Raw genomic sequence first — 19,711 nt, forward strand, 5'->3', positions numbered from 1 at the left:
TATTCAACCCAGTTAATACGGGAGAATGTAATGGGACACGTGGTGAAGATTGGTCGTTATGAAATTGTTGATGCAGAGTTCAATACTGACAATGGCGACACTGTGAGTATTCCCTGCCATACCAATCCCGGCCTGAGTGACCAACTCGACGGCTGGGATGTGGATACCAGTGTACCGGCATGGATTGATGAAGAGGCTGTCGATCTGCAAATCGGACACTACGACAAGCAGCAGGATCTTTGGGTACTGAAAAAACCTGCCTGACTGGCTGGCGCCGCCATTGATGGCAATGGCGGTCATTCCGAAAAGCCGTCTTAAAATGAAGCGTTATTTCCGCGATTAATTAACTTTTAACATTATTTTTCAAATAGATAGCCAATTATTTCTTGAGTCATTTTTTTCCTTTTCAGACTATTTCCATATTAACTCTGTCAAATAACTCCTGCATACTCTTAAACGTTGCTGCAGCTTTTCGTGACGTGCATCACGTCTCAAACGGTCCTTTCCTTGCAGCGCTTATGGCAGCACAGACTTATAAATCGCTGAAAGAATTATTCTTTCTGCTTTTCAGCGGATCACTCCTGAGCGCGTACTTGATTCTGGTCAGGCCATCTTTTACTTAAGAAAAGAGAGCAGGTTTTATGGCAAGTACTTTGATAATGAATGATGCAACCCGCTCGTGGAGCGGACTGCGCAAAAACCTCATCGCAAAAGTCGCACTTAGTTTCTCCGATTTAATAGCGTTAAATCTGGCATTGTTTTTATCTGCCGCCACCGTTCAAGGTATTTGGGGCGAACTGGATACGTTTATTCCGCCTCAGCAGATTGAATACCGGTTTATTGCCCAATTTAGCCTTTCTATTCTTTGCACCGCCTGGTTCTGGGTGCGTATGCGTCACTACACCTATCGCAAACCGTTTTGGTTTGAATTGAAAGAAGTGATTAAAACCCTGTTCGTTTTTTCTCTGCTTGATCTGGCATTGATTGCCTTTTCAAAATGGGACTTCTCGCGCATGGTTTGGGTGTTCAGCTGGACTTACGCCCTGCTGCTGCTGCCGCTGATGCGTGCCGTGGTAAAACGCGCGATCAACCGTGCAGGTCAGTGGCAGAAGGAAACCATCATTATTGGTTCCGGTAAAAACGCCATGGAAGCCTATGCGGCGCTGCAGAGCGAAGAGATCCTGGGTTACAACGTGCAGGCATTCATTTCACTGGATGATGACCAGCAGCACGAAAAAGTGAATGGTGTGCCGGTGATCACCTGGAAAGACATCAACTGGCAAACCATGGACCGTGACAACACGCAATTTATCGTCGCCACCGAATTTGAGCAGCAAGTGGTGCGCGATAAATGGCTGAAGTTCCTGTCCAAAATGAAGTGCCGTTCGATTTCCGTGATCCCAACGCTGCGCGGCGTACCGCTGTATGGCACCGACATGTCATTCATCTTTAGCCATGAAGTGATGATCCTGCGCGTCAGCAACAATCTGGCAAAACGCTCTTCACGCTTCCTGAAACGCACCTTTGATATTGTGGTGGCATCCATGCTGCTGCTGTTCCTCGGTCCGGTATTTGGTCTGTTGTGTGCGATGGTGAAACGTGACGGCGGCAATGCGATTTATGGTCATGAACGCGTTGGACAGGATGGCGTTAAGTTTAAGTGCCTGAAGTTCCGCTCGATGGTGACCAACTCGCAGGAAGTGTTGCAAAATCTGCTGGCGACCAGCGAGGAAGCGCGCGCTGAATGGGATCGTGATTTCAAACTGAAAAACGATCCGCGCGTGACCAAAATTGGTAACTTCCTGCGCAAAACCAGCCTTGATGAGCTGCCACAGTTGTGGAACGTGATTCGCGGCGAAATGAGTCTGGTCGGTCCGCGTCCGGTGATTGAAGCGGAACTGGAACGTTATGCCGGTGATGTGGATTACTACCTGATGGCGAAACCGGGCATGACCGGCTTGTGGCAGGTCAGCGGCCGTAACGACATCGACTACGATACGCGCGTTTACTTCGATTCCTGGTATGTAAAAAACTGGGCATTGTGGACTGACATTGCGATTCTGTTCAAAACCGCTGGCGTAGTGGTCCGTCGCGACGGCGCTTACTGATACCCTCGAGGCGATGCCTGCGCACTTCGGCAGGCATCGCTTTTTTATCCCTTTCTTTTTCCCCTCAGAGTCATTACCCTTCCGGATTGTTTAACAGGTCGTTCGGTTCGTAATGCAAAAATTCACCTTAATTCTTCTTAGCCTGGTGCTGCTGGCGCCGCTGGGCATTGATCTTTACCTCCCTACATTGCCGCAAATCGCCGAAGGTCTTAACAGCCCGGTGAGCCTTATCCAGATCACGATTCCCCTGTTTTTATTGGTGATGGGCATCGGCCAACTGATTACCGGTCCGCTGGTGGATAACTTTGGTCGCAAGCCGATCGCATTGATTGGACTGGCGCTTTATATCGTTGGCAGCGCGATTGCCGCCACCAGCACGCTGTGGCCGGTGTTCTTCCTTGCGCGCATCATTCAGGGCTGCGCCGTGTGCTGTACAGCGGTGGTGGCATTCAGTGGCGTGCGCGATCGTCTCAGTGGCGAAGATGCCGCACGCGCTTACGGCTTTCTCAATGGTGCGCTGAATATCGTACCTGCGCTGGCACCGCTGCTTGGCGGAATTCTGGCTGAAGCCTACGGCTGGCGTATGCCGTTCTGGTTCCTGTGTGGCTATGCGGTGGTGATCGGCTTGATCGTGATGCTGTGGCTGCCAGAAACGCGCCCAGCAGACACATTGCGCGTGAAAGGTTTACCGCTGGCGCAGTACGCTGCCATCGCCCGTGAACCGCGCTTCCTTGCCTTTGCTTTTGCCAATGCCGGCGCGCTGGGCATGGTGCTGACCTATGTGTCGCTAGCGCCACACGTACTGATGACCGAAGGCGGCCTGACGCCGCTACAATTCTCCTTTGCCTTTGGCGCCAATGGTTTTTGGATCATGCTGGTTAGCGCTTTCGTGAACAAAACCATTCGCAAAGCGGGACGTCCATTCTGTCTGGCGATGGGTTTCGCCACCATGTTGATCGGCGCGATTCTGTTGATGATGGGCACCACGCTATTACCGGCAGCGTGGCAAAACCATTGGTCGCTGTACATGATTCCCGTGGCGGTTTCCGTTGCTGGTCTGGCGTTCACGGTTGGTCCTGCCACCAGCTACGCGCTGGAGCCGTATCAGCAGCAAGCGGGCGTGGCCTCAGCACTGCAGGGATTTATTCAGATGGCGTGTGGTGCGGGTGGCAGCATGGCAATCGTGGCATTACCTGTTGCGGAAAAATCATCACTGGCACTGATGATGCTGCTGGGTGCAGCGCTGGCCATGACCGCCTGGCGCTGCAGCAAGAAGATGCACGGTCGTGTAACCGCGCTTAAATAACTTCAACCGGTACGCGTGGCGCGAGCGCACACATCAGCTCGTAGCCCACCGTCCCGGCGGCTTTTGCCACCTCATCGATCTTCACCTGATTGCCCCACAGCTCAACCTTCGAACCGATGCCGGCCTGCGGGCAAGGTTCCAAATCGATCATCATCATGTCCATGGAGATTGCGCCCAGCGTTTGCGTGCGGATGCCATCTACGCTGACTGGCGTGCCGGTTGGCGCATGTCGCGGATAACCATCGGCGTATCCGCAGGCGACAATACCGATACGCTGCGCGCCACTGGCGTGATAGCGATAACCGTAGCCCACGCCGTCACCGGCATTCAGCTGCTGCACGCCAATGATTTCGCTGTTGAGCGTCATCACCGGTTGCAATCCGGTGCTGGCGATATCCTGCCAGTCGCCGCTCGGTGACGCGCCATAGAGAATGATGCCGGGACGCACCCAGTCAAAATGCGCTTCAGGATGCCACAGCGTAGCCGCTGAGTTAGACAAGGAACGCGGACAACTGAGCCCTTCCGCCGCCCGTTCGACGCATTTCATCGGCTCAACCAGACCTTGCGGATTCTCTGCATCGGCAAAGTGCGCCATCAACGTCATTTCACCGACGTTCGGCAAAGCACGCAGTTTTTGCCACGCCGCATACGCCTGCTCAGGTCGAAAACCAAGTCGGTTCATGCCGCTGTTGATTTTGAGGTAAACATCGACCGGTGCCGACAGCTGCGCTTTTGCCAGCGCCTGAATCTGCCAGTTGCTGTGTACGCTGGTGGTGAGACGATAGCGATCGATCAGCGCTAAATCGTCAGCATGGAAGAAGCCTTCCAGCAGCAGGATCGGCTTTTTCCAGCCCTGCTCGCGCAGCAAGATCGCCTCTTCCATATTCAGCAGCGCAAAGCCGTCGGTTTCGGCCAGACTTTGCCACACGCGGGCCACACCGTGACCATACGCATTGGCTTTCACCACCGACCAGACGCGTGATTGCGGTGCTGCCTGGCGTACGACAGCCAAATTATGACGCAGTGCCTGTTGATTGATGGTGGCACCGGTTGGACGTGACATGCTTTTACTCTCCCTGAGGTCTCAGCGCGCCGCGCTGGCGTTACGCAGCGGCGAAGAATGTGGCTCAAAACCTGGCAGGTAGCGCAGCACTGACAAATCATCTGCGGCAATCGCCGGTTTATGACCGGAAATTAAATCAGCCAAAAGCTGACCGGAACCACAAGCCATGGTCCATCCCAACGTACCGTGCCCGGTATTGAGATAGAGATTGGAGAGCGGCGTGCGCCCGACAATCGGCGTACCGTCTGGCGTCATTGGACGCAATCCGGTCCAGAACGTGGCCTGTTCGACAAATCCGCCTTCAGGATAGAGATCGCGGACCACCATCTCCAGCGTTTCGCGTCGTGCCGGCAACAGTTTGGTGTTAAAACCAACAATTTCTGCCATGCCGCCCACGCGAATGCGATCGTCAAAGCGCGTGACGGCCACTTTGTAGGTTTCGTCGAGGATGGTGGAAACCGGTGCAGCGTCAGCGTTCTTGATCGGGATGGTCAGCGAATAACCCTTCAGCGGATAAACCGGGATGGCGAGAATGTCTTTCAGCAGCGCGGTTGAATAGGAACCGAACGCCACCACGTAAGCATCGGCTTTAATCACCTCATCGCCACACTTCACGCCATAAATGCGATTGCCCTCGCGCAGCAACTGATCAACCGACGTGTTGTAGCGGAAGGTCACGCCCGCCGCCGCAGCCATTTCTGCCAGGTGCTGAGTAAACAGCTGGCAGTCGCCGGTTTCGTCGTTAGGGAGACGTAAACCGCCGGTGAGTTTATGCGCCGTCGCCGCCAGCGCGGGTTCGACATTTTTCAGCTGATGCGCTTCCAGTAACTCATAGGGAACGCCCGCATCGCGCAGCACGGCGATATCTTTGCTGGCGCTTTCGAACTGTTGCTGCGTACGGAACAGCTGCAGCGTGCCGCCCTGACGACCTTCATAGGCGATGCCGGTGCTGGCGCGCAGTGTTTTAAGGCAGTCGCGGCTGTACTCCGCGATACGCACCATGCGGCTTTTATTCTCTTGATAGTGCTGCATGTCGCAGTTACGCAGCATATTCCACATCCATTCCAGCTGGAACTTACTGCCATCGAGACGAACCGCCAGCGGCGCGTGACGCTGGAACATCCATTTGACCGCTTTGAGCGGAACGCCCGGCGCCGCCCAAGGCGCGGCATAGCCCGGTGAGATCTGCCCCGCATTACCGGCGCTGGTTTCCAGCGCGGCGGCAGGTTGACGATCGATGACCGTGACCTCATGTCCGGCCTGCGCCAGATACCAGGCGCTCGCCACACCAACGACACCACTACCAAGAATTACTACGCGCATAAGCCCCTCTTCGCAGCAAAAGAATAATTAACTATTAACCAAGCCAAAGACAGCATAACCCGACCGCCACTCAAATCTTACATTCGACCGACTTATTTCACATGTTTTTTACCTGACTGCACACTGAAATCATGCAACAGAGGCAAAATCAGGATTTTTTATGCCTTAAATCCCTTAATCAGCCATTTATTATGTGGAAGGCAGCGGTTTTGACTTTTTTCAGGAGAAATCGCCGCAGTCATACAATCCACTTATAAACAGAGCATTATTCTAACAAGCAAAATAAAACCAACATTTATAACAAGTATCGACTTAACTACCGCTTTTTGAATGATTTTCTGCCAAAAGAATTCGATTGAGATTCAGTTTCGGATAGGCGACAGTGGACTATCATTGAAGTGTTCGCTCAGTTTTATTGGGCCATCTTTACTCAGGATGAGGCCTTAAACGATCGTGACAGGTAATTCCTGCCGCTTGCAAAACAGAGGTGCGCTATGACGACAATCTTTGACGAGCCAACCCGCAACAGTAAACGACTCAGTGATGGTCCCGACTGGACTTTCGAACTGCTGGATGATTATCTGGCGGAAATTGACCGCGTAGCCAAAAGTTACGGACTGGAAACCTATCCGCACCAAATTGAAGTGATCACCTCAGAGCAAATGATGGATGCCTACTCCAGCGTAGGTATGCCGATCAACTATGCACACTGGTCGTTCGGCAAGAAATTCATCGAAACGGAACAGCGTTACAAGCACGGTCAGCAAGGCCTGGCGTATGAGATCGTCATCAACTCCAATCCGTGTATTGCCTATTTGATGGAAGAGAACACCATGACCATGCAGGCGCTGGTGATGGCGCACGCTTGTTACGGTCACAACTCTTTCTTCAAAAATAACTATCTGTTCCGCAGCTGGACCGATGCCAGTTCTATCGTGGATTACCTGCTGTTTGCGCGAAATTACATTACCGACTGCGAAGAGCGCTACGGCGTGGAGGAAGTTGAGCGGCTGCTCGATTCCTGCCATGCGCTGATGAACTACGGCGTGGATCGCTATAAACGTCCGCAGAAAATTTCGCTGCAGGAAGAGAAAGCGCGCCAGCAGAGCCGTGAAGAGTATTTGCAGAGTCAGGTGAATACGCTGTGGCGTACGCTGCCGCGTAAAGAGAAGGAGTCGGTACACGTTGAGGCATCGCGCTACCCTTCTGAACCGCAGGAAAACCTGCTCTATTTCATGGAAAAAAATGCGCCGCTGCTGGAATCCTGGCAACGTGAAGTGCTGCGCATTGTGCGTAAAGTTAGCCAGTATTTCTATCCGCAGAAACAGACGCAGGTGATGAATGAAGGCTGGGCTACGTTCTGGCACTACACCATCCTCAATCATCTGTATGACGAAGGCAAAGTGTCGGAACGCTTTATGATGGAGTTCCTGCACAGCCACACCAACGTGGTGTATCAGCCGCCGTATAACAGCCAGTGGTATAACGGCATCAACCCGTATGCGCTGGGCTTTGCGATGTTCCAGGACATCAAGCGTATCTGTCAGACGCCAACCGAAGAAGATCGCTACTGGTTCCCGGACATTGCCGGTTCGGACTGGCTGAAAACCCTGCATTTCGCCATGCGCGAGTTTAAGGACGAGAGCTTTATTAGCCAGTTCCTGTCACCAAAAGTGATGCGTGATTTCCGCTTGTTCACGGTAATGGATGATGACCGCAACAATTTCCTCGAAATTGCAGCGATCCACGATGAAGCGGGTTATCGCGCCATTCGTCAGCAGCTGTCGGCGCAGTACAATCTCAGCAATCTGGAACCGAACATTCAGGTCTACAACGTGGATTTACGTGGCGACCGCTCACTGACGTTGCGTTATGTGCCGCAACAGCGTGCGCCGCTCGATAAGAGCCGCAAAGAAGTGTTGAAGCATGTGCATCGTTTGTGGGGTTTTGATGTGATTCTGGAGCAGCAGAATGAAGACGGTAGCGTCGAGTTGCTGGATCGTTCACCCGCGCGCGGCCCAACGCTATAAAGCAAAAAAACCGGACTGATGAGGTCCGGTTTTTCTTTTATCGCTTGCTGGCTAAATCGTCCGGCATGCTTTTCTGCATCTTGTGCCAAATCTCACCGCTGCGACGACCGTATTCACGCACGCTGTCGACAATCTGCTCCTGCGAAGGGTTAGCCACGCATAGATCTGCCAATTGGCGATAGAAGTTACGCGCCAGTTCTCGCGCTTCCAGGCTGGAGAAATAGTGACGACCAACGCGGGTATACAAGCCTTTCAGCCCGTTCAAAATCAGACCATAAATCGGGTTGCCCGAGGCAAACGCCAGTCCGCGGAACACGCGATAATCCAACTCGGTATAGGCTTCGGCTTTATCCTCCTCGATCAGCGCATTCTCAAGCACTTCACGCGCTTTTTCTGGATGATGACGCAGCGCACGGCTGATAAAAATCGACGAGATGTTGGTGCGCACCGACAGCAGATTATCAATCAACTGAGGAACGCTATCGTGATCGAGTCGGGCCAGAGTTTCGAGGATGTTTAAACCGGAGGTTTCCCAGAAATCGTTAACGCGCGTCGGTTTGCCATGTTGAATGGTCAACCAGCCATCACGCGCCAGACGTTGCAACACTTCGCGCAACGTGGTGCGTGTTACGCCAATCAGTTCAGAAAGCTCACGTTCGGCAGGTAGAATGGATCCCGGCGGAAAACGACTGTTCCAGATGCTTTCAATAATATACTCTTCAGCAAATCCCGCGGGGCTCTGCGCCTTAATCACCATAGCATTTATTTCTCGTTGCTTTCTTTAACGTATTGCGACTCATCATACCAGAGCGGCTATAGCGGAAATAGCCTGCCAACCGATTAAAAGCGCGCGCTGGCGCAAAATTCAGCCGTGAATACAGAGGAAACTCTTTGGCCGGGCACACGTTTGCATTGTGCCTGCGGCTTGCATTTATCGAAGGACGCGACTGGCAGGATCTTTTTGGCCTCAACACGACTTAAGTCATTTTTGTACATGATTTTTTCCCGTTACCTGGCTGGCACGGTTGCGCTTTTGGTTTACACTGCGAAACATTAACGGTTACAGGAAAAGCAATATGTTGCGATATTTGAATCAATGCTCGCGTGGACGTGGTGCCTGGCTTCTGCTGGCCCTGACGGCGTTGGCGTTTGAATTGACGGCGTTGTATTTTCAGCACGTGATGGGGCTGCAACCCTGCGTAATGTGTATTTATGAACGTTGCGCGCTGTTTGGCGTGATGGGCGCGGGCATTGTGGGCGCTATTGCGCCGAAAACCCCGCTGCGCTGGGCGGCCATTCTCATCTGGATCTACAGCGCGATTGAAGGCACGCGCCTCTCTTACGATCACACCATGATTCAACTGCATCCCAACCCGTTTGTCACCTGCGACTTTGCCGCGCGTTTCCCAACCTGGTTGCCGCTGGATAAATGGTTGCCTTCTGTATTCGTAGCGAGCGGTGATTGCGCTGAGCGCGGCTGGACCTTCCTGACCTGGAGCATGCCGCAGTGGATGATCGTGATTTTTGCCGCTTATCTGCTGGTGGCGCTGCTGGTGCTGATTGCACAACCGTTCAAACCGAAACGCCGCGATCTGTTTGGACGTTAAGCACAAACAAAACAGGCAGCCTTGGCTGCCTGTTCTATGTTTAACCGTTGCGATCCGGTCGATCGATAATATGCTCTTCCCAATCCCGCACTTCACTCTCCCGCACCGCAATAAAACGCACGGAAATGCGCTGCGCATGCATCGCCTTTTTAGAACCGGCGATCAGCGGATGCCACGCCGGCAAGGTTTTGCCTTCTCCTAACACACGATAGGCGCAGGTGCGCGGCAGCCATTCAAAACTGGTGAGGTTTTCACGCGTCAGCTTGATGCAATTCTCTTCCAACTCAAAACGATGCTCGTAGTTACGACACTGGCAGGTTTTGATATTCAGCTGATTGCAGGCCACGTTGGTGAAGTAAATTTCGTCAGTGTCCGCATCCTGCAACTTATTCAGGCAACATTGGCCGCAGCCGTCGCACAGGGATTCCCACTCTGCGTCGTTCATTTGGTCAAGGCGTTTAGTCTGCCAGAAAGGTTGTTCAGTCATGATGGCGGTCCGGGTTAGCAAAGAGACCGCACCTTATAAAGGTTCAGGTGCGGTGATGCAAGTTTTACAGAACGCGCGTCGAAATACCGTGACCGGCCAGCGTGATTTCCAGCTTATCGCCAGAGCGCATTGGGCCAACGCCCTCTGGCGTCCCGGTCAGCACCACATCGCCCGCGCGCAGCGTGAAATACTGGCTCATATAGGCAATCAGCGGCAGAATTTTGTGGATCATATCAGCGGTCGTGCCGTGCTGACGTACTTCACCGTTAACGACAAGCTTCAGTTCGGTGTTCTGTGGATCGCCGCTAAACTCAGAAACGGGAATAAAACCCGACAGCGGACACGAGTTATCGAAACCTTTGGATTTTTCCCACGGTTGCCCCGCTTTCTTCAAACCGGCCTGCACGTCGCGTAAGGTCAAATCCAGCGCGACGCCATAACCGGCAATCGCCTTCGCCACGTGCTCTTCGCTCGCCTGCTTCAGCGTCGAGCCAATCAGCACAGCCAGCTCCACTTCATGATGCACTTCACCAAAATTTGCCGGAATCGACAGAGGCTGGCGCAGATCGCACACTGCAGTTTCCGGTTTGATAAACACCACCGGTTCGGTTGGCGTGGCACTTCCCATTTCCTTTATGTGCTTCGCATAGTTGCTGCCGACGCAAACCACTTTGCTGACCGGATAATCCAACAGAGCGCCCTGCCAGTTACGATGCTGATACATGCTATTCCCCTGCTTTGGTTGTGTTTGCCGCCAGTGCATCTGGCGATGAAGTCTGGCTCAGTGCCGGAACGCGGCAGGCTGAGGTGAAATATATTAACGGGTTTATGGCGGCTGGCGTGGCGGAAATTGTCAAAAGTCGTTAATCGTATACAACAAAATCAGCTAAACGCTTTGGAAATTGCCCGCAATAAAGGGTTAAAGCGGGCAGTTAATTAACGCAAATAGCACTGATTATTTCTACAGGATATATTTACAGATGAATCTGAATTAATCTTTTTTACCCTGATCGAGATGAATGTTGAGCAGACTTTCAACCGGTGGTGGAATTTGCAAATAATAGCCGTGTTCGCTTAAACCTTGCTTAACTTTATTGATATCCGCGTTAGCCAGCTTGTCACGCTTATCCAGCGATAACACCATTGCCAGCTGGGGTTTGCCGAAGCCACGCAGCAGTTCTTCTGGTACCCGTGAAAAATCGTCTTTTTTTTCAACATACAGATAAGTCTGTTCACGTTGCGGGCTTCTGTAGATCACACAAAACATATTTTTTACTCGAATTAACCGATGGCGTCACTTGCCTGAATATAGCAGTAACTATAACATGCTTGCAGAACTTCGAATATTGACCGTTTGATGTTATTGCCGATTTTATCGGCGTACATTTAAGGGTCGTAAAACAGGACTGAGTCAGCACAGATGTCGCAAACGCCAATCGAATTCAAGGGAAGCAGTTTTACCCTGTCAGTCGTTCATCTGCATCATTCGCAACCCGAGGTGATTCGTCAGGCGCTACAGGACAAAATCGATCAGGCACCTGCCTTTTTGCTGAATGCGCCGGTGGTGCTGAATGTGTCAGCGCTAACCGGCGACATTAACTGGAAACAGATGCAACAAGCGGTGATGGCGACCGGTCTGCGTATCGTCGGTGTCAGCGGTTGCAAAGATGAAGCCCTGAAAAAAATGATTGCCCGCGCGGGTTTGCCGGTACTTTCGGAAGGTAAAGAGAGCCGCAAACAAGCCTCGGCTCCCGTCATTGAAGCCGCGCCGGTTGTTCCAGCGGTGATCGCTGAAGCCGCCAGCAAAACCCGCATCGTTAATACGCCGGTGCGTTCGGGCCAACAGATTTATGCGCGTAATGCCGACCTCATCGTTACTAGCAGCGTCAGCGCCGGTGCCGAGCTGGTCGCCGACGGCAATATTCATATTTACGGCATGATGCGCGGTCGCGCACTGGCGGGCGTCGGTGGACAACGCGACAGCCAGATTTTTTGCACCAACCTCGCCGCAGAGTTGGTCTCTATTGCCGGGGAATATTGGATGATGGATCACATTCCGGCGGAATTCTTTGGTAAAGCGGCGCGTCTGAGTCTCAAAGATGGCGCGCTGACCATTCAGACACTTAATTAAGCCCCTTTTCTTTCGTTAAGGAAATCAACATTTATGGCACGCATTATTGTAGTTACATCGGGTAAAGGGGGCGTTGGCAAGACCACGTCAAGCGCGGCCATCGCCACCGGCTTAGCGCAGAAAGGCAAAAAAACCGTCGTCATCGATTTCGATATCGGCCTGCGTAACCTCGATTTGATCATGGGCTGTGAACGTCGCGTGGTGTATGACTTTGTTAACGTCATTCAGGGTGACGCGACGCTGAATCAGGCGCTGATTCGCGACAAGCGCACAGAGCAACTCTACATTCTCCCAGCTTCTCAGACGCGTGATAAAGATGCGCTGACGCGTGAAGGCGTTGAGAAAGTGCTGAACGACCTGGCGGCGATGGAGTTCGACTTTATCGTCTGCGACTCACCAGCAGGTATCGAAACCGGCGCGCTGATGGCTTTGTACTTCGCCGATGAAGCCATTATCACCACCAACCCGGAAGTCTCTTCAGTACGTGACTCCGACCGTATTCTTGGCATCATCTCTTCGAAATCCCGTCGTGCAGAGAACAGCCAGGATCCGGTGAAAGAGCATCTGCTGCTGACCCGTTACAATCCTGGCCGCGTTACCCGTGGCGATATGCTGAGCATGGAAGATGTGCTGGAAATTCTGCGCATTCCACTGGTTGGCGTCATCCCGGAAGATCAATCTGTCCTGCGCGCCTCAAACCAGGGTGAGCCGGTGATCCTCGACGCAAACGCTGACGCCGGTAAAGCCTATGCTGATACCGTAGATCGCCTGCTTGGCGAAGAACGCCCCTTCCGCTTTATTGAAGAAGAGAAGAAGGGTTTCCTTAAACGCCTGTTCGGGGGATAACCAATGGCATTACTTGATTTCTTTTTATCCCGTAAGAAGAACACAGCCAATATAGCCAAGGAAAGGCTGCAGATTATCGTAGCCGAACGCAGAAGGGGCGACAGTGAGCCCCACTATCTGCCGCAGCTGAAGCGCGATATATTGGAAGTGATCTGTAAATATGTAAAAATTGACCCGGATATGGTGACCGTTCAGCTGGATCAGAAAGGGGATGATATCTCCATCCTCGAGCTCAACGTAACGCTGCCGGAGCCGGAAGACGTTCCTAAATGATTAAAGCGGTTTCCTGATTTTCCCCTGCGGTATTACGCAGGGGAAAATGCTCGCGTCAAAGTGCCTGCAGAATCTCGTCGATACCCGCTTTCAACAAATCACCCCGCCAGCCTGTCTGCAATTCAGGAGTGCGCGTCGCGGTTTTCAATCCCCAATGTACACTCAGCACCTGATTAATCTGGCGACGTGATGCCAGCAGTTCCTGACTGAAACCACTCTCTTCACTCACCTGTTGCACCAGCGCTTTAATGGCTTTGAACGCCTGCTTGTAATGCGGATGATCGATCAGATTGGGCAGCGGCGCTGGCAAAGTCGCTTCATCCTGCGCCTGCGCTTCCGCCACCAGCGCTACCATCGCTTTACCGTGGAAGCGGATTTCATGGCCGTTCAGACCTAAATGATCCAGCTCACCAAGGCTACCTGGCATAAAGCGCGCCACTTTCCACAGATTCTCTTCACGTACCACGAAGTTCACCGCCATATCTTTTTGTCGGGCGATGTTTAAACGCCATGCCGCCAGTCGCTGCAACGCCGCCAACTGACGCGGACGCAGTTGCCACGCATTGGTGATATCGCGCCAGGCTTCTTCCGGCTGCAGCATATCCAGACGACGCTGGCACAGCAAATTGCATTCGCTTAACGCCGCCGCCATGTTGCCGGCTTCCTCGGTTTGCGCCACCATCTGATGGGCAATCGGCAGCAGATAGGCGACATCGGCGGCGGCATATTCACATTGACGCTCGGTCAGCGGACGCGCCAGCCAATCGGTACGCGACTCACTTTTATCCAGCTCGACCTGGTTGAAATGCATCACCATCGAGGCAAAGCCCCACGACAGCGCCTGGCCGCTAAAGGCCGCTAGAATTTGCGTATCAATCATCGGATCGGGCAGGCATTTAAAACGATGCAGGAACACTTCCAGATCTTCGCCACCGGCGTGCAGGAATTTGGTGACCTGCTTGTCCTGCAGCAGCGCCACAAACGGCGTCCAGTCACTGATATTAAGCGGATCGATCAGGATCAATTGGTCGCCATCAAACAGCTGAATCAGGCCGAGCTGCGGATAGTAAGTGCGGGTACGCACGAATTCGGTGTCCAGCGCCACGGCGGCGTGCTGGCGTGCCTTCTCGCACACGGCGGCCAGTTGGTCATTTTGGTCGATCAGGGTGTAATTCACGTTGTCTTTCTCGCTGCGGCAAACTACGCGCAGCGCTCCATGTTAAAAGCAATAAAAACGCCGGTCTGAGCCGGCGTTAACCTGAGGAGAATGGCGCGTTACTGCCCTTCTCGCTTCGCCTCATCACGCAATTCGCGACGCAAAATTTTGCCCACGTTGGTCTTCGGCAACTCGTCACGAAACTCGATAATCTTCGGCACTTTGTAGCCGGTGAGCTGGCGACGGCAGTGATCCAGCACCTCTTCTTTGGTCAGTGAGGGATCTTTCTTCACGATGCACACTTTAACCGCTTCGCCCGACAGATCGCTGGGAACGCCAATCGCCGCAGCTTCACGCACTTTCTCGTGCTGCATCAGCACATCTTCGATCTCGTTAGGATACACGTTAAAGCCTGACACCAGAATCATGTCTTTCTTACGATCAACGATGCGAATAAAGCCTTCGCTATCAACGGTAACAATATCACCGGTATGCAGCCAGCCATTTTTTAGCACTTCATCGGTCGCATCGGCGCGCTGCCAGTAGCCGGTCATCACCTGCGGACCGCGAATACACAACTCGCCCGGTTCGCCTGGCGCTACATCCTTGTCTTCATCATCGACGATGCGCACATCGGTGGACGGCACTGGCAAACCAATGCTGCCAGTGTGACAGGTAATGTCATACGGATTCACCGACACCAGCGGCGAACATTCAGTCAGGCCGTAACCTTCCAGCAAATAGTGTCCGGTGAGTTTTTCCCAGCGCTCGGCGACCGCTTTTTGCACCGCCATGCCGCCGCCCGCTGACAGGCGCAGCGTGGAGAAATCGAGTTTATTGAAGTTGGCATCATTCAGCAGCGCATTGAACAAGGTGTTCACGCCGGTGATGGCGGTAAACGGAAACTTGCTGAGCTCTTTGACAAAGCCGGGAATATCGCGCGGATTGGTAATCAGCAGGTTGGTGCCGCCAAGGTCAAGGAACAGCAGGCCGTTCACCGTCAGCGCAAAGATGTGATAGAGCGGCAGCGCGGTCACCACTTGCTCTTTGCCCGGACGCAGCAGCTTGCCGTAAGTGGCTTTGGTCTGTTCCAGATTGGCCTGCATATTGCGGTGCGTCAGCATCGCGCCTTTGGCCACGCCAGTGGTGCCGCCGGTATATTGCAGGAAGGCGAGATCGTCATTGGTCACGGTTGGGCGTTGATAGGTCATCTGTTCGCCCTGCGACAAGGCGCTGCGGAACGGCACCGCGCCCGGCAGATGGTATTTCGGCACCAGCTTTTTCACGTATTTAACGACGAAGTTCACCAGCGTGGCTTTCACCGGTGCCAGCTGATCGCCCATACGCGTTAACATCACATGCTTGATCGGCGTTTCGGCCACCACTTTTTCCAGCGTGTGGGCAAAGTTCGAGACGATGACAATGGCGCTGGCACCGCTATCAACTAACTGATGCTTGAGTTCACGCGGCGTGTAGAGCGGATTGACGTTCACCACCACCATGCCAGCGCGCAATACGCCAAACAGCGCGACGGGATATTGCAGCAGGTTTGGCATCATCAGCGCCACGCGATCGCCCTGCTTCAAACCTAAACCTTGTTGCAGCCAGGCGGCAAAGGCGCGGCTCTGCTTTTCCAGCTGCCGGTAGGTCATCGGTTGGCCCATATTAATGAAAGCCACCTGATCGGCGTATTGCTCTGCTGCGTGCTCGAAAAGATCGACCAGAGAAGCGTATCGATCCGCATTAATTTCCGCAGGGACATCTGCCGGATAGCGTTTGAGCCAAACCTTATTCAAAGAATCACCCCGATAATCTTGTTGCGTAGCCATCGCCGCCTCGACAATCAATGTTGTTAACAATATTTTAACTGATTGTACCAGTTTGCCTGTTTCGGCATTTTCAGGTTGCGAAGCGCATCACTAAATTTCGCGCATCGGTTGCGCGCCCAATAAAAAGGCCCGTTCGCAAGCACCGCGACCGGGCCGTAAAATAGATTTTAAAACTTTATTCAGTAAGGATAGTTTGCACCTGCGCCGGTTGGCCAAGGTTCATGCCCCAATAGGGATTCGGTCCCCAATATCCCGGACGATGGCGCGTTGGGCCATACCAGATATACGGATCAATCGGCTGCGGCGGCGTCATCACCTGTTGCGTCAGATGCCAGCGCTGATAACCGCGCACATCGATCACCACAAAATTGTAGCTGGCCTTACCAATATCCCCTTTCTCAATGCCTTTGATGTTGCCCAGCACCGTGATGTATTGGTTGTTCAAATCGACCGGATCGACAAAGCCGCGGATGTCGGCAAAGATGCGGCCAACCGAGGCGGCACCCAAACGCGGACGCGCGCTCTCATCCAGCGGTTGCGTCGCAATCTCCACGCGTGTTAAGCCGCTAAGATTGGTGACCTTCACCACTTTCCCGCCGAAGCGTGCTTCCTGGCCGACAAACAGTTGCGGCGCGTTCATCACGCGCAGTAAATCTTGCTGTGGAAGCTCAGAACTTCCTTTAATTGAATCTGGCACCGAAACACAGCCGCTGAGCAGCATTGCGCAGGCTAACAGAGCGCCAGACATCCCTTTACGACTTATTGGCATAGCACTTCTCCTGTTATTTCTCTGATTAGACTGAGCTCGCGAAGATAAGTTGCGCGCGACTTAGCGGCCGGGCAACTTTTTCCATGCCACTTCATTGCGCAGATAAACCGGCTCGGCATTCTCTACCGCGACTGCTTCGTCACGTTGCCAGGCGCTGAGCGCCAGCGGCAGCATATCTTCGGCGGCAGGTAATAACACCTCTGAAGCAATAAGCTGCGCGCCTGGCGAGGTCAACAGATGCGGATAGGCTTGCCAGCCGGTGCCAACGGCAGTCCATTCGCCGCTTAATGCCGCAATACGTTCCTGTGCTACTTCGGGTTTGATCACCGCTTCGGTTTCCGCACCCAGCCATTCGCCGTTTTCGTCACGCTCATATTCAGCCCAATAGAGTTCGCCCATACGCGCGTCAATCGCCGCCAGTACGCGCGTCGCGCCGGTCAAACGCCACGCGCCCTGCGCCATGGTGGCTAATGAGGAGACGCCGATCATCGGCAGATTCGCGCCAAGTGCCAGCCCCTGAGCAATACCAATGCCGATACGCACACCGGTAAAACTGCCCGGACCCCGGCCAAACGCCAGCACGTCAAGCGCGGTCAGCTCCAGCTGCTGCGCCTGCAACAGCTCCTGCACCAGCGGCAGAATACGTTGGGTATGATCGCGCGGGGCGATTTCAAAGCGGGCATCAATCTGCTGCAGGTTTTGCAGCGCGGCAGAACAGGCTTCTGTCGCCGTGTCCAGGGCTAAAATTCGGGCGGACATAACAACCTCAGAGAGTCAAAATGGCGCGCATCTTATCACAGCCTGGCACAAATTAGTGATCCGCAGGCTGACGGACAAATTCGATGGCGCGTGCAATATCGCGGGTGCGCGGCGTGGGCGGCAAACTGTTGAGGAACAGGCCGCCGTAAGGACGTGAAACCAGACGCTGATCGCAAATCACCAGCACACCGCGATCTTCCGTGTCACGAATCAAACGCCCCACGCCCTGTTTCAGGGTGATCACCGCATCGGGCAATTGCACATCATTAAAGGGATCGCCGCCGCGCAGGCGACAATCTTCCATACGTGCTTTGAGCAGCGGATCTTCCGGTGAAGTAAACGGCAGCTTGTCGATGATCACCAGCGACAGCGCATCGCCGCGCACGTCAACACCTTCCCAGAAGCTGCTGGTTGCGACCAGCAGCGCGTTACCGGCTTCGAGGAACTGCTTCAGCAGCTGTCCTTTACTGGTCTCGCCCTGCAGCAGCACCGGCAAGGTCATCGAAGCACGAAACTCGATGGCTAACTCGCGCATCATCTTGTGCGAGGTGCAAAGGAAGAAGCAGCGGCCTTTGTTGGCATCAATCAGCGGCTTCATCATGCGCGCCAGCTGGCGAGCGCCGCCGGGATGATTGGGTTCCGGCATATTGCGCGGCACGCACAGCAGCGCTTGCTGAGTGTAATCGAATGGGCTGTCGAGAATCATGGTAGTGGCGTTATCCACGCCAAGACGGCTGGAGAAATGGCTCATCTGCTCATTCACTGCCAGCGTGGCAGACGTGAAAATCCACGCCGCTTTGCGGTTATCCATCACTTCCCGGAAACGTTCTGCCACCGATAACGGCGTCAGTGCCAGTGTGAAATGGCGGCTGTTGCACTCATACCAATAGCTGAAGCCCGGCTCATCAATGGCGCGCAGACGTTTCAGGCGCGTGCGATACAGCGCCGCGCGCTCAAAGGCGGCGTCCAGCAGCGCGGAACGCCCGAGCGACAGTTTGATCACGTCGTAACAGAGTTCGAGCGCATCATCCAGCAAGGTAAACATGCGCATGATGTTATTGTCGCTCAGCAGATCGCGCAGGTTGCCGCGAAAGCCCGGTTCGCCAAGCGTCAGTCGGAAATCCTGCGCGCACTGCGCCAGGCGATCGGCAGATTTCTGCAGCTGCTGCACATCCCGCACTTCGGTGCGATAGGCAATGATGATGTCTTTGGCGAGGTCCTGCAGTTGGCGGCTCGACAGCTGCTGACCGAAATACTGGCTGGCGATATCGGGCAGCTGATGCGCTTCATCGAAGATCATCACATCGGCCTCTGGGATCAATTCGCCGAAGCCGCCCTCTTTCACCACCAGATCGGCGAGAAACAGATGATGGTTCACCACCACCACATCGGCATCCATGGCTTTTTTGCGCGCTTTGACCACGAAGCAATCTTTGTACAACGGGCAATCGCTGCCGAGGCAGTTATCGTTGGTGCTGGTGACAAAGGGCCAGATCGGACTGTCTTCGGCCACGCCGTTGCAGTTGCTGACGTCGCCATCGGTGGTTTCTGACGACCAGCCGCGCACGCTGATCAAATCGCCCAGCGCCTGAACGCTAAGATCGCCGCCGGTTTGATTCTGCTGCTCAAGACGTTCAAGGCATAAATAGTTGGAGCGCCCTTTCAGCAGCGCGGTTTTGCCGCTGAACTTCAGGGCACGCGCGATGGTGGGCAGATCGCGGTTATAGAGCTGATCCTGCAATGCTTTGGAGCCAGTAGAGACGATGACTTTTTTCTTCGCCCGCAACGCTGGCGCCAGATAGGCATAGGTTTTACCGGTTCCGGTGCCCGCTTCAACCACCAGCTCGCCGCCTGTTTTCACCGCCTCGGTGACCGCTTTGGCCATTTGGCGCTGTGCTTCACGCGGTTTAAAGCCCGGAATTGCCTGCGCCAGTGCGCCGTCAGCTGCAAAATCGTCTGCCACACTTCCTCACATCAAAAATAAAAACCACTGTAATTATGTCAGGATTCCCGGCGGGCAACCA

At 53.8% G+C, this 19,711-nt stretch carries 19 protein-coding genes; 8 read left to right on the forward strand and 11 right to left on the reverse strand.

Translation table 11 applies throughout. The annotated features are described in order from the left end of the window. Positions 1-30 precede the first annotated feature (30 nt). From AC6I8A_RS10770 to AC6I8A_RS10780, 3 genes are all read left to right on the forward strand, one after another. Positions 31-264: a DUF1480 family protein gene (locus AC6I8A_RS10770; RefSeq protein WP_008110367.1), complete on the forward strand. Its 234-nt coding sequence runs from the start codon at positions 31-33 to the stop codon at positions 262-264. Between the two features lie 377 nt (positions 265-641). Then, on the forward strand, positions 642-2,108 hold the full coding sequence (wbaP, locus tag AC6I8A_RS10775) for an undecaprenyl-phosphate galactose phosphotransferase WbaP (protein ID WP_008110368.1): 1,467 nt from the start codon (positions 642-644) through the stop codon (positions 2,106-2,108). A gap of 112 nt (positions 2,109-2,220) precedes the next feature. Further along, entirely contained in the window at positions 2,221-3,414 is a 1,194-nt protein-coding gene (locus tag AC6I8A_RS10780; protein WP_008110369.1) for a multidrug effflux MFS transporter, read from the forward strand. On the opposite strand, the gene dadX is transcribed toward AC6I8A_RS10780, so the two are convergent. Both dadX and AC6I8A_RS10790 read right to left on the reverse strand, forming a co-directional pair. Next, positions 3,407-4,477: a catabolic alanine racemase DadX gene (gene dadX, locus AC6I8A_RS10785; RefSeq protein WP_479487121.1), complete on the reverse strand. Its 1,071-nt coding sequence runs from the start codon at positions 4,475-4,477 to the stop codon at positions 3,407-3,409. The genes AC6I8A_RS10780 and dadX overlap by 8 nt on opposite strands. A gap of 21 nt (positions 4,478-4,498) precedes the next feature. Beyond that, entirely contained in the window at positions 4,499-5,800 is a 1,302-nt protein-coding gene (locus AC6I8A_RS10790; protein WP_497818452.1) for a D-amino acid dehydrogenase, read from the reverse strand. Between the two features lie 494 nt (positions 5,801-6,294). Here AC6I8A_RS10790 and AC6I8A_RS10795 point away from each other — a divergent pair, with 494 nt between their 5' ends. Then, positions 6,295-7,830 (forward strand): SpoVR family protein, encoded by a 1,536-nt coding sequence (locus tag AC6I8A_RS10795; RefSeq protein WP_265297954.1) that lies wholly within the window; start codon positions 6,295-6,297, stop codon positions 7,828-7,830. 37 nt (positions 7,831-7,867) lie between these two features. Here AC6I8A_RS10795 and fadR read toward each other — a convergent pair whose 3' ends face one another. Continuing rightward, positions 7,868-8,587, reverse strand: a complete 720-nt coding sequence (gene fadR / locus AC6I8A_RS10800) for a fatty acid metabolism transcriptional regulator FadR (protein WP_008110376.1) — start codon at positions 8,585-8,587, stop codon at positions 7,868-7,870. Positions 8,588-8,906: 319 nt separating this feature from the next. Between fadR and dsbB the strand changes: the two genes are divergently transcribed. Continuing rightward, positions 8,907-9,437, forward strand: coding sequence for a disulfide bond formation protein DsbB (gene dsbB, locus AC6I8A_RS10805; protein ID WP_154156351.1), 531 nt, complete (start codon positions 8,907-8,909; stop codon positions 9,435-9,437). Between the two features lie 40 nt (positions 9,438-9,477). Here the strand turns inward: dsbB and ycgN are convergent, their stop codons facing one another. The 3 genes from ycgN to AC6I8A_RS10820 form a co-directional block, all read right to left on the reverse strand. Next, entirely contained in the window at positions 9,478-9,924 is a 447-nt protein-coding gene (ycgN, locus tag AC6I8A_RS10810; RefSeq protein WP_008110381.1) for a cysteine cluster protein YcgN, read from the reverse strand. 64 nt (positions 9,925-9,988) lie between these two features. Beyond that, positions 9,989-10,648 (reverse strand): fumarylacetoacetate hydrolase family protein, encoded by a 660-nt coding sequence (locus tag AC6I8A_RS10815; RefSeq protein ID WP_061718737.1) that lies wholly within the window; start codon positions 10,646-10,648, stop codon positions 9,989-9,991. 267 nt (positions 10,649-10,915) lie between these two features. Beyond that, positions 10,916-11,191: a YcgL domain-containing protein gene (locus AC6I8A_RS10820; RefSeq protein ID WP_007889664.1), complete on the reverse strand. Its 276-nt coding sequence runs from the start codon at positions 11,189-11,191 to the stop codon at positions 10,916-10,918. Positions 11,192-11,344: 153 nt separating this feature from the next. Here AC6I8A_RS10820 and minC point away from each other — a divergent pair, with 153 nt between their 5' ends. Genes minC through minE form a run of 3 tightly spaced genes read left to right on the forward strand, consistent with a single transcriptional unit; the run spans position 11,345 to position 13,174 of the window. After that, positions 11,345-12,055, forward strand: a complete 711-nt coding sequence (gene minC, locus AC6I8A_RS10825; protein WP_256696593.1) for a septum site-determining protein MinC — start codon at positions 11,345-11,347, stop codon at positions 12,053-12,055. Between the two features lie 33 nt (positions 12,056-12,088). After that, a complete protein-coding gene (minD, locus tag AC6I8A_RS10830) occupies positions 12,089-12,901 on the forward strand; it encodes a septum site-determining protein MinD (protein WP_007889662.1) in 813 nt (270 codons plus the stop codon). Between the two features lie 3 nt (positions 12,902-12,904). Continuing rightward, on the forward strand, positions 12,905-13,174 hold the full coding sequence (gene minE, locus AC6I8A_RS10835) for a cell division topological specificity factor MinE (protein WP_007889661.1): 270 nt from the start codon (positions 12,905-12,907) through the stop codon (positions 13,172-13,174). Positions 13,175-13,229: 55 nt separating this feature from the next. Here minE and rnd read toward each other — a convergent pair whose 3' ends face one another. The 5 genes from rnd to yoaA form a co-directional block, all read right to left on the reverse strand. Beyond that, positions 13,230-14,351 carry a ribonuclease D gene (rnd, locus tag AC6I8A_RS10840; RefSeq protein WP_479489593.1) on the reverse strand — a complete coding sequence of 374 codons (1,122 nt, stop codon included), beginning with the start codon at positions 14,349-14,351 and terminating at the stop codon, positions 13,230-13,232. Between the two features lie 98 nt (positions 14,352-14,449). Then, complete coding sequence (gene fadD, locus AC6I8A_RS10845; RefSeq protein WP_179450650.1) at positions 14,450-16,126, reverse strand: long-chain-fatty-acid--CoA ligase FadD; 1,677 nt, start codon at positions 16,124-16,126, stop codon at positions 14,450-14,452. Positions 16,127-16,334: 208 nt separating this feature from the next. After that, the gene (locus AC6I8A_RS10850; protein WP_265297934.1) at positions 16,335-16,928 is read right to left on the reverse strand and encodes a Slp family lipoprotein; all 594 of its coding nucleotides are present in this window, start codon (positions 16,926-16,928) and stop codon (positions 16,335-16,337) included. Positions 16,929-16,988: 60 nt separating this feature from the next. After that, positions 16,989-17,687 (reverse strand): tRNA (adenosine(37)-N6)-threonylcarbamoyltransferase complex dimerization subunit type 1 TsaB, encoded by a 699-nt coding sequence (gene tsaB / locus AC6I8A_RS10855; RefSeq protein WP_497818453.1) that lies wholly within the window; start codon positions 17,685-17,687, stop codon positions 16,989-16,991. A gap of 52 nt (positions 17,688-17,739) precedes the next feature. Continuing rightward, positions 17,740-19,650 carry a DNA repair helicase YoaA gene (gene yoaA / locus AC6I8A_RS10860; RefSeq protein WP_256696597.1) on the reverse strand — a complete coding sequence of 637 codons (1,911 nt, stop codon included), beginning with the start codon at positions 19,648-19,650 and terminating at the stop codon, positions 17,740-17,742. Positions 19,651-19,711 lie beyond the last annotated feature (61 nt).

Source organism: Pantoea sp. X-Soil-ISGK-275 (assembly GCF_059730795.1).

Coding starts and splice junctions, on each gene's coding strand:
- AC6I8A_RS10770 (WP_008110367.1), top strand. CDS start 31: ATGGGACACGTGGTGAAGATTGGTCGTTATGAAATTGTTGATGCAGAG.
- wbaP (WP_008110368.1), top strand. CDS start 642: ATGGCAAGTACTTTGATAATGAATGATGCAACCCGCTCGTGGAGCGGA.
- AC6I8A_RS10780 (WP_008110369.1), top strand. CDS start 2,221: ATGCAAAAATTCACCTTAATTCTTCTTAGCCTGGTGCTGCTGGCGCCG.
- dadX (WP_479487121.1), bottom strand. CDS start 4,477: ATGTCACGTCCAACCGGTGCCACCATCAATCAACAGGCACTGCGTCAT.
- AC6I8A_RS10790 (WP_497818452.1), bottom strand. CDS start 5,800: ATGCGCGTAGTAATTCTTGGTAGTGGTGTCGTTGGTGTGGCGAGCGCC.
- AC6I8A_RS10795 (WP_265297954.1), top strand. CDS start 6,295: ATGACGACAATCTTTGACGAGCCAACCCGCAACAGTAAACGACTCAGT.
- fadR (WP_008110376.1), bottom strand. CDS start 8,587: ATGGTGATTAAGGCGCAGAGCCCCGCGGGATTTGCTGAAGAGTATATT.
- dsbB (WP_154156351.1), top strand. CDS start 8,907: ATGTTGCGATATTTGAATCAATGCTCGCGTGGACGTGGTGCCTGGCTT.
- ycgN (WP_008110381.1), bottom strand. CDS start 9,924: ATGACTGAACAACCTTTCTGGCAGACTAAACGCCTTGACCAAATGAAC.
- AC6I8A_RS10815 (WP_061718737.1), bottom strand. CDS start 10,648: ATGTATCAGCATCGTAACTGGCAGGGCGCTCTGTTGGATTATCCGGTC.
- AC6I8A_RS10820 (WP_007889664.1), bottom strand. CDS start 11,191: ATGTTTTGTGTGATCTACAGAAGCCCGCAACGTGAACAGACTTATCTG.
- minC (WP_256696593.1), top strand. CDS start 11,345: ATGTCGCAAACGCCAATCGAATTCAAGGGAAGCAGTTTTACCCTGTCA.
- minD (WP_007889662.1), top strand. CDS start 12,089: ATGGCACGCATTATTGTAGTTACATCGGGTAAAGGGGGCGTTGGCAAG.
- minE (WP_007889661.1), top strand. CDS start 12,905: ATGGCATTACTTGATTTCTTTTTATCCCGTAAGAAGAACACAGCCAAT.
- AC6I8A_RS10850 (WP_265297934.1), bottom strand. CDS start 16,928: ATGCCAATAAGTCGTAAAGGGATGTCTGGCGCTCTGTTAGCCTGCGCA.
- tsaB (WP_497818453.1), bottom strand. CDS start 17,687: ATGTCCGCCCGAATTTTAGCCCTGGACACGGCGACAGAAGCCTGTTCT.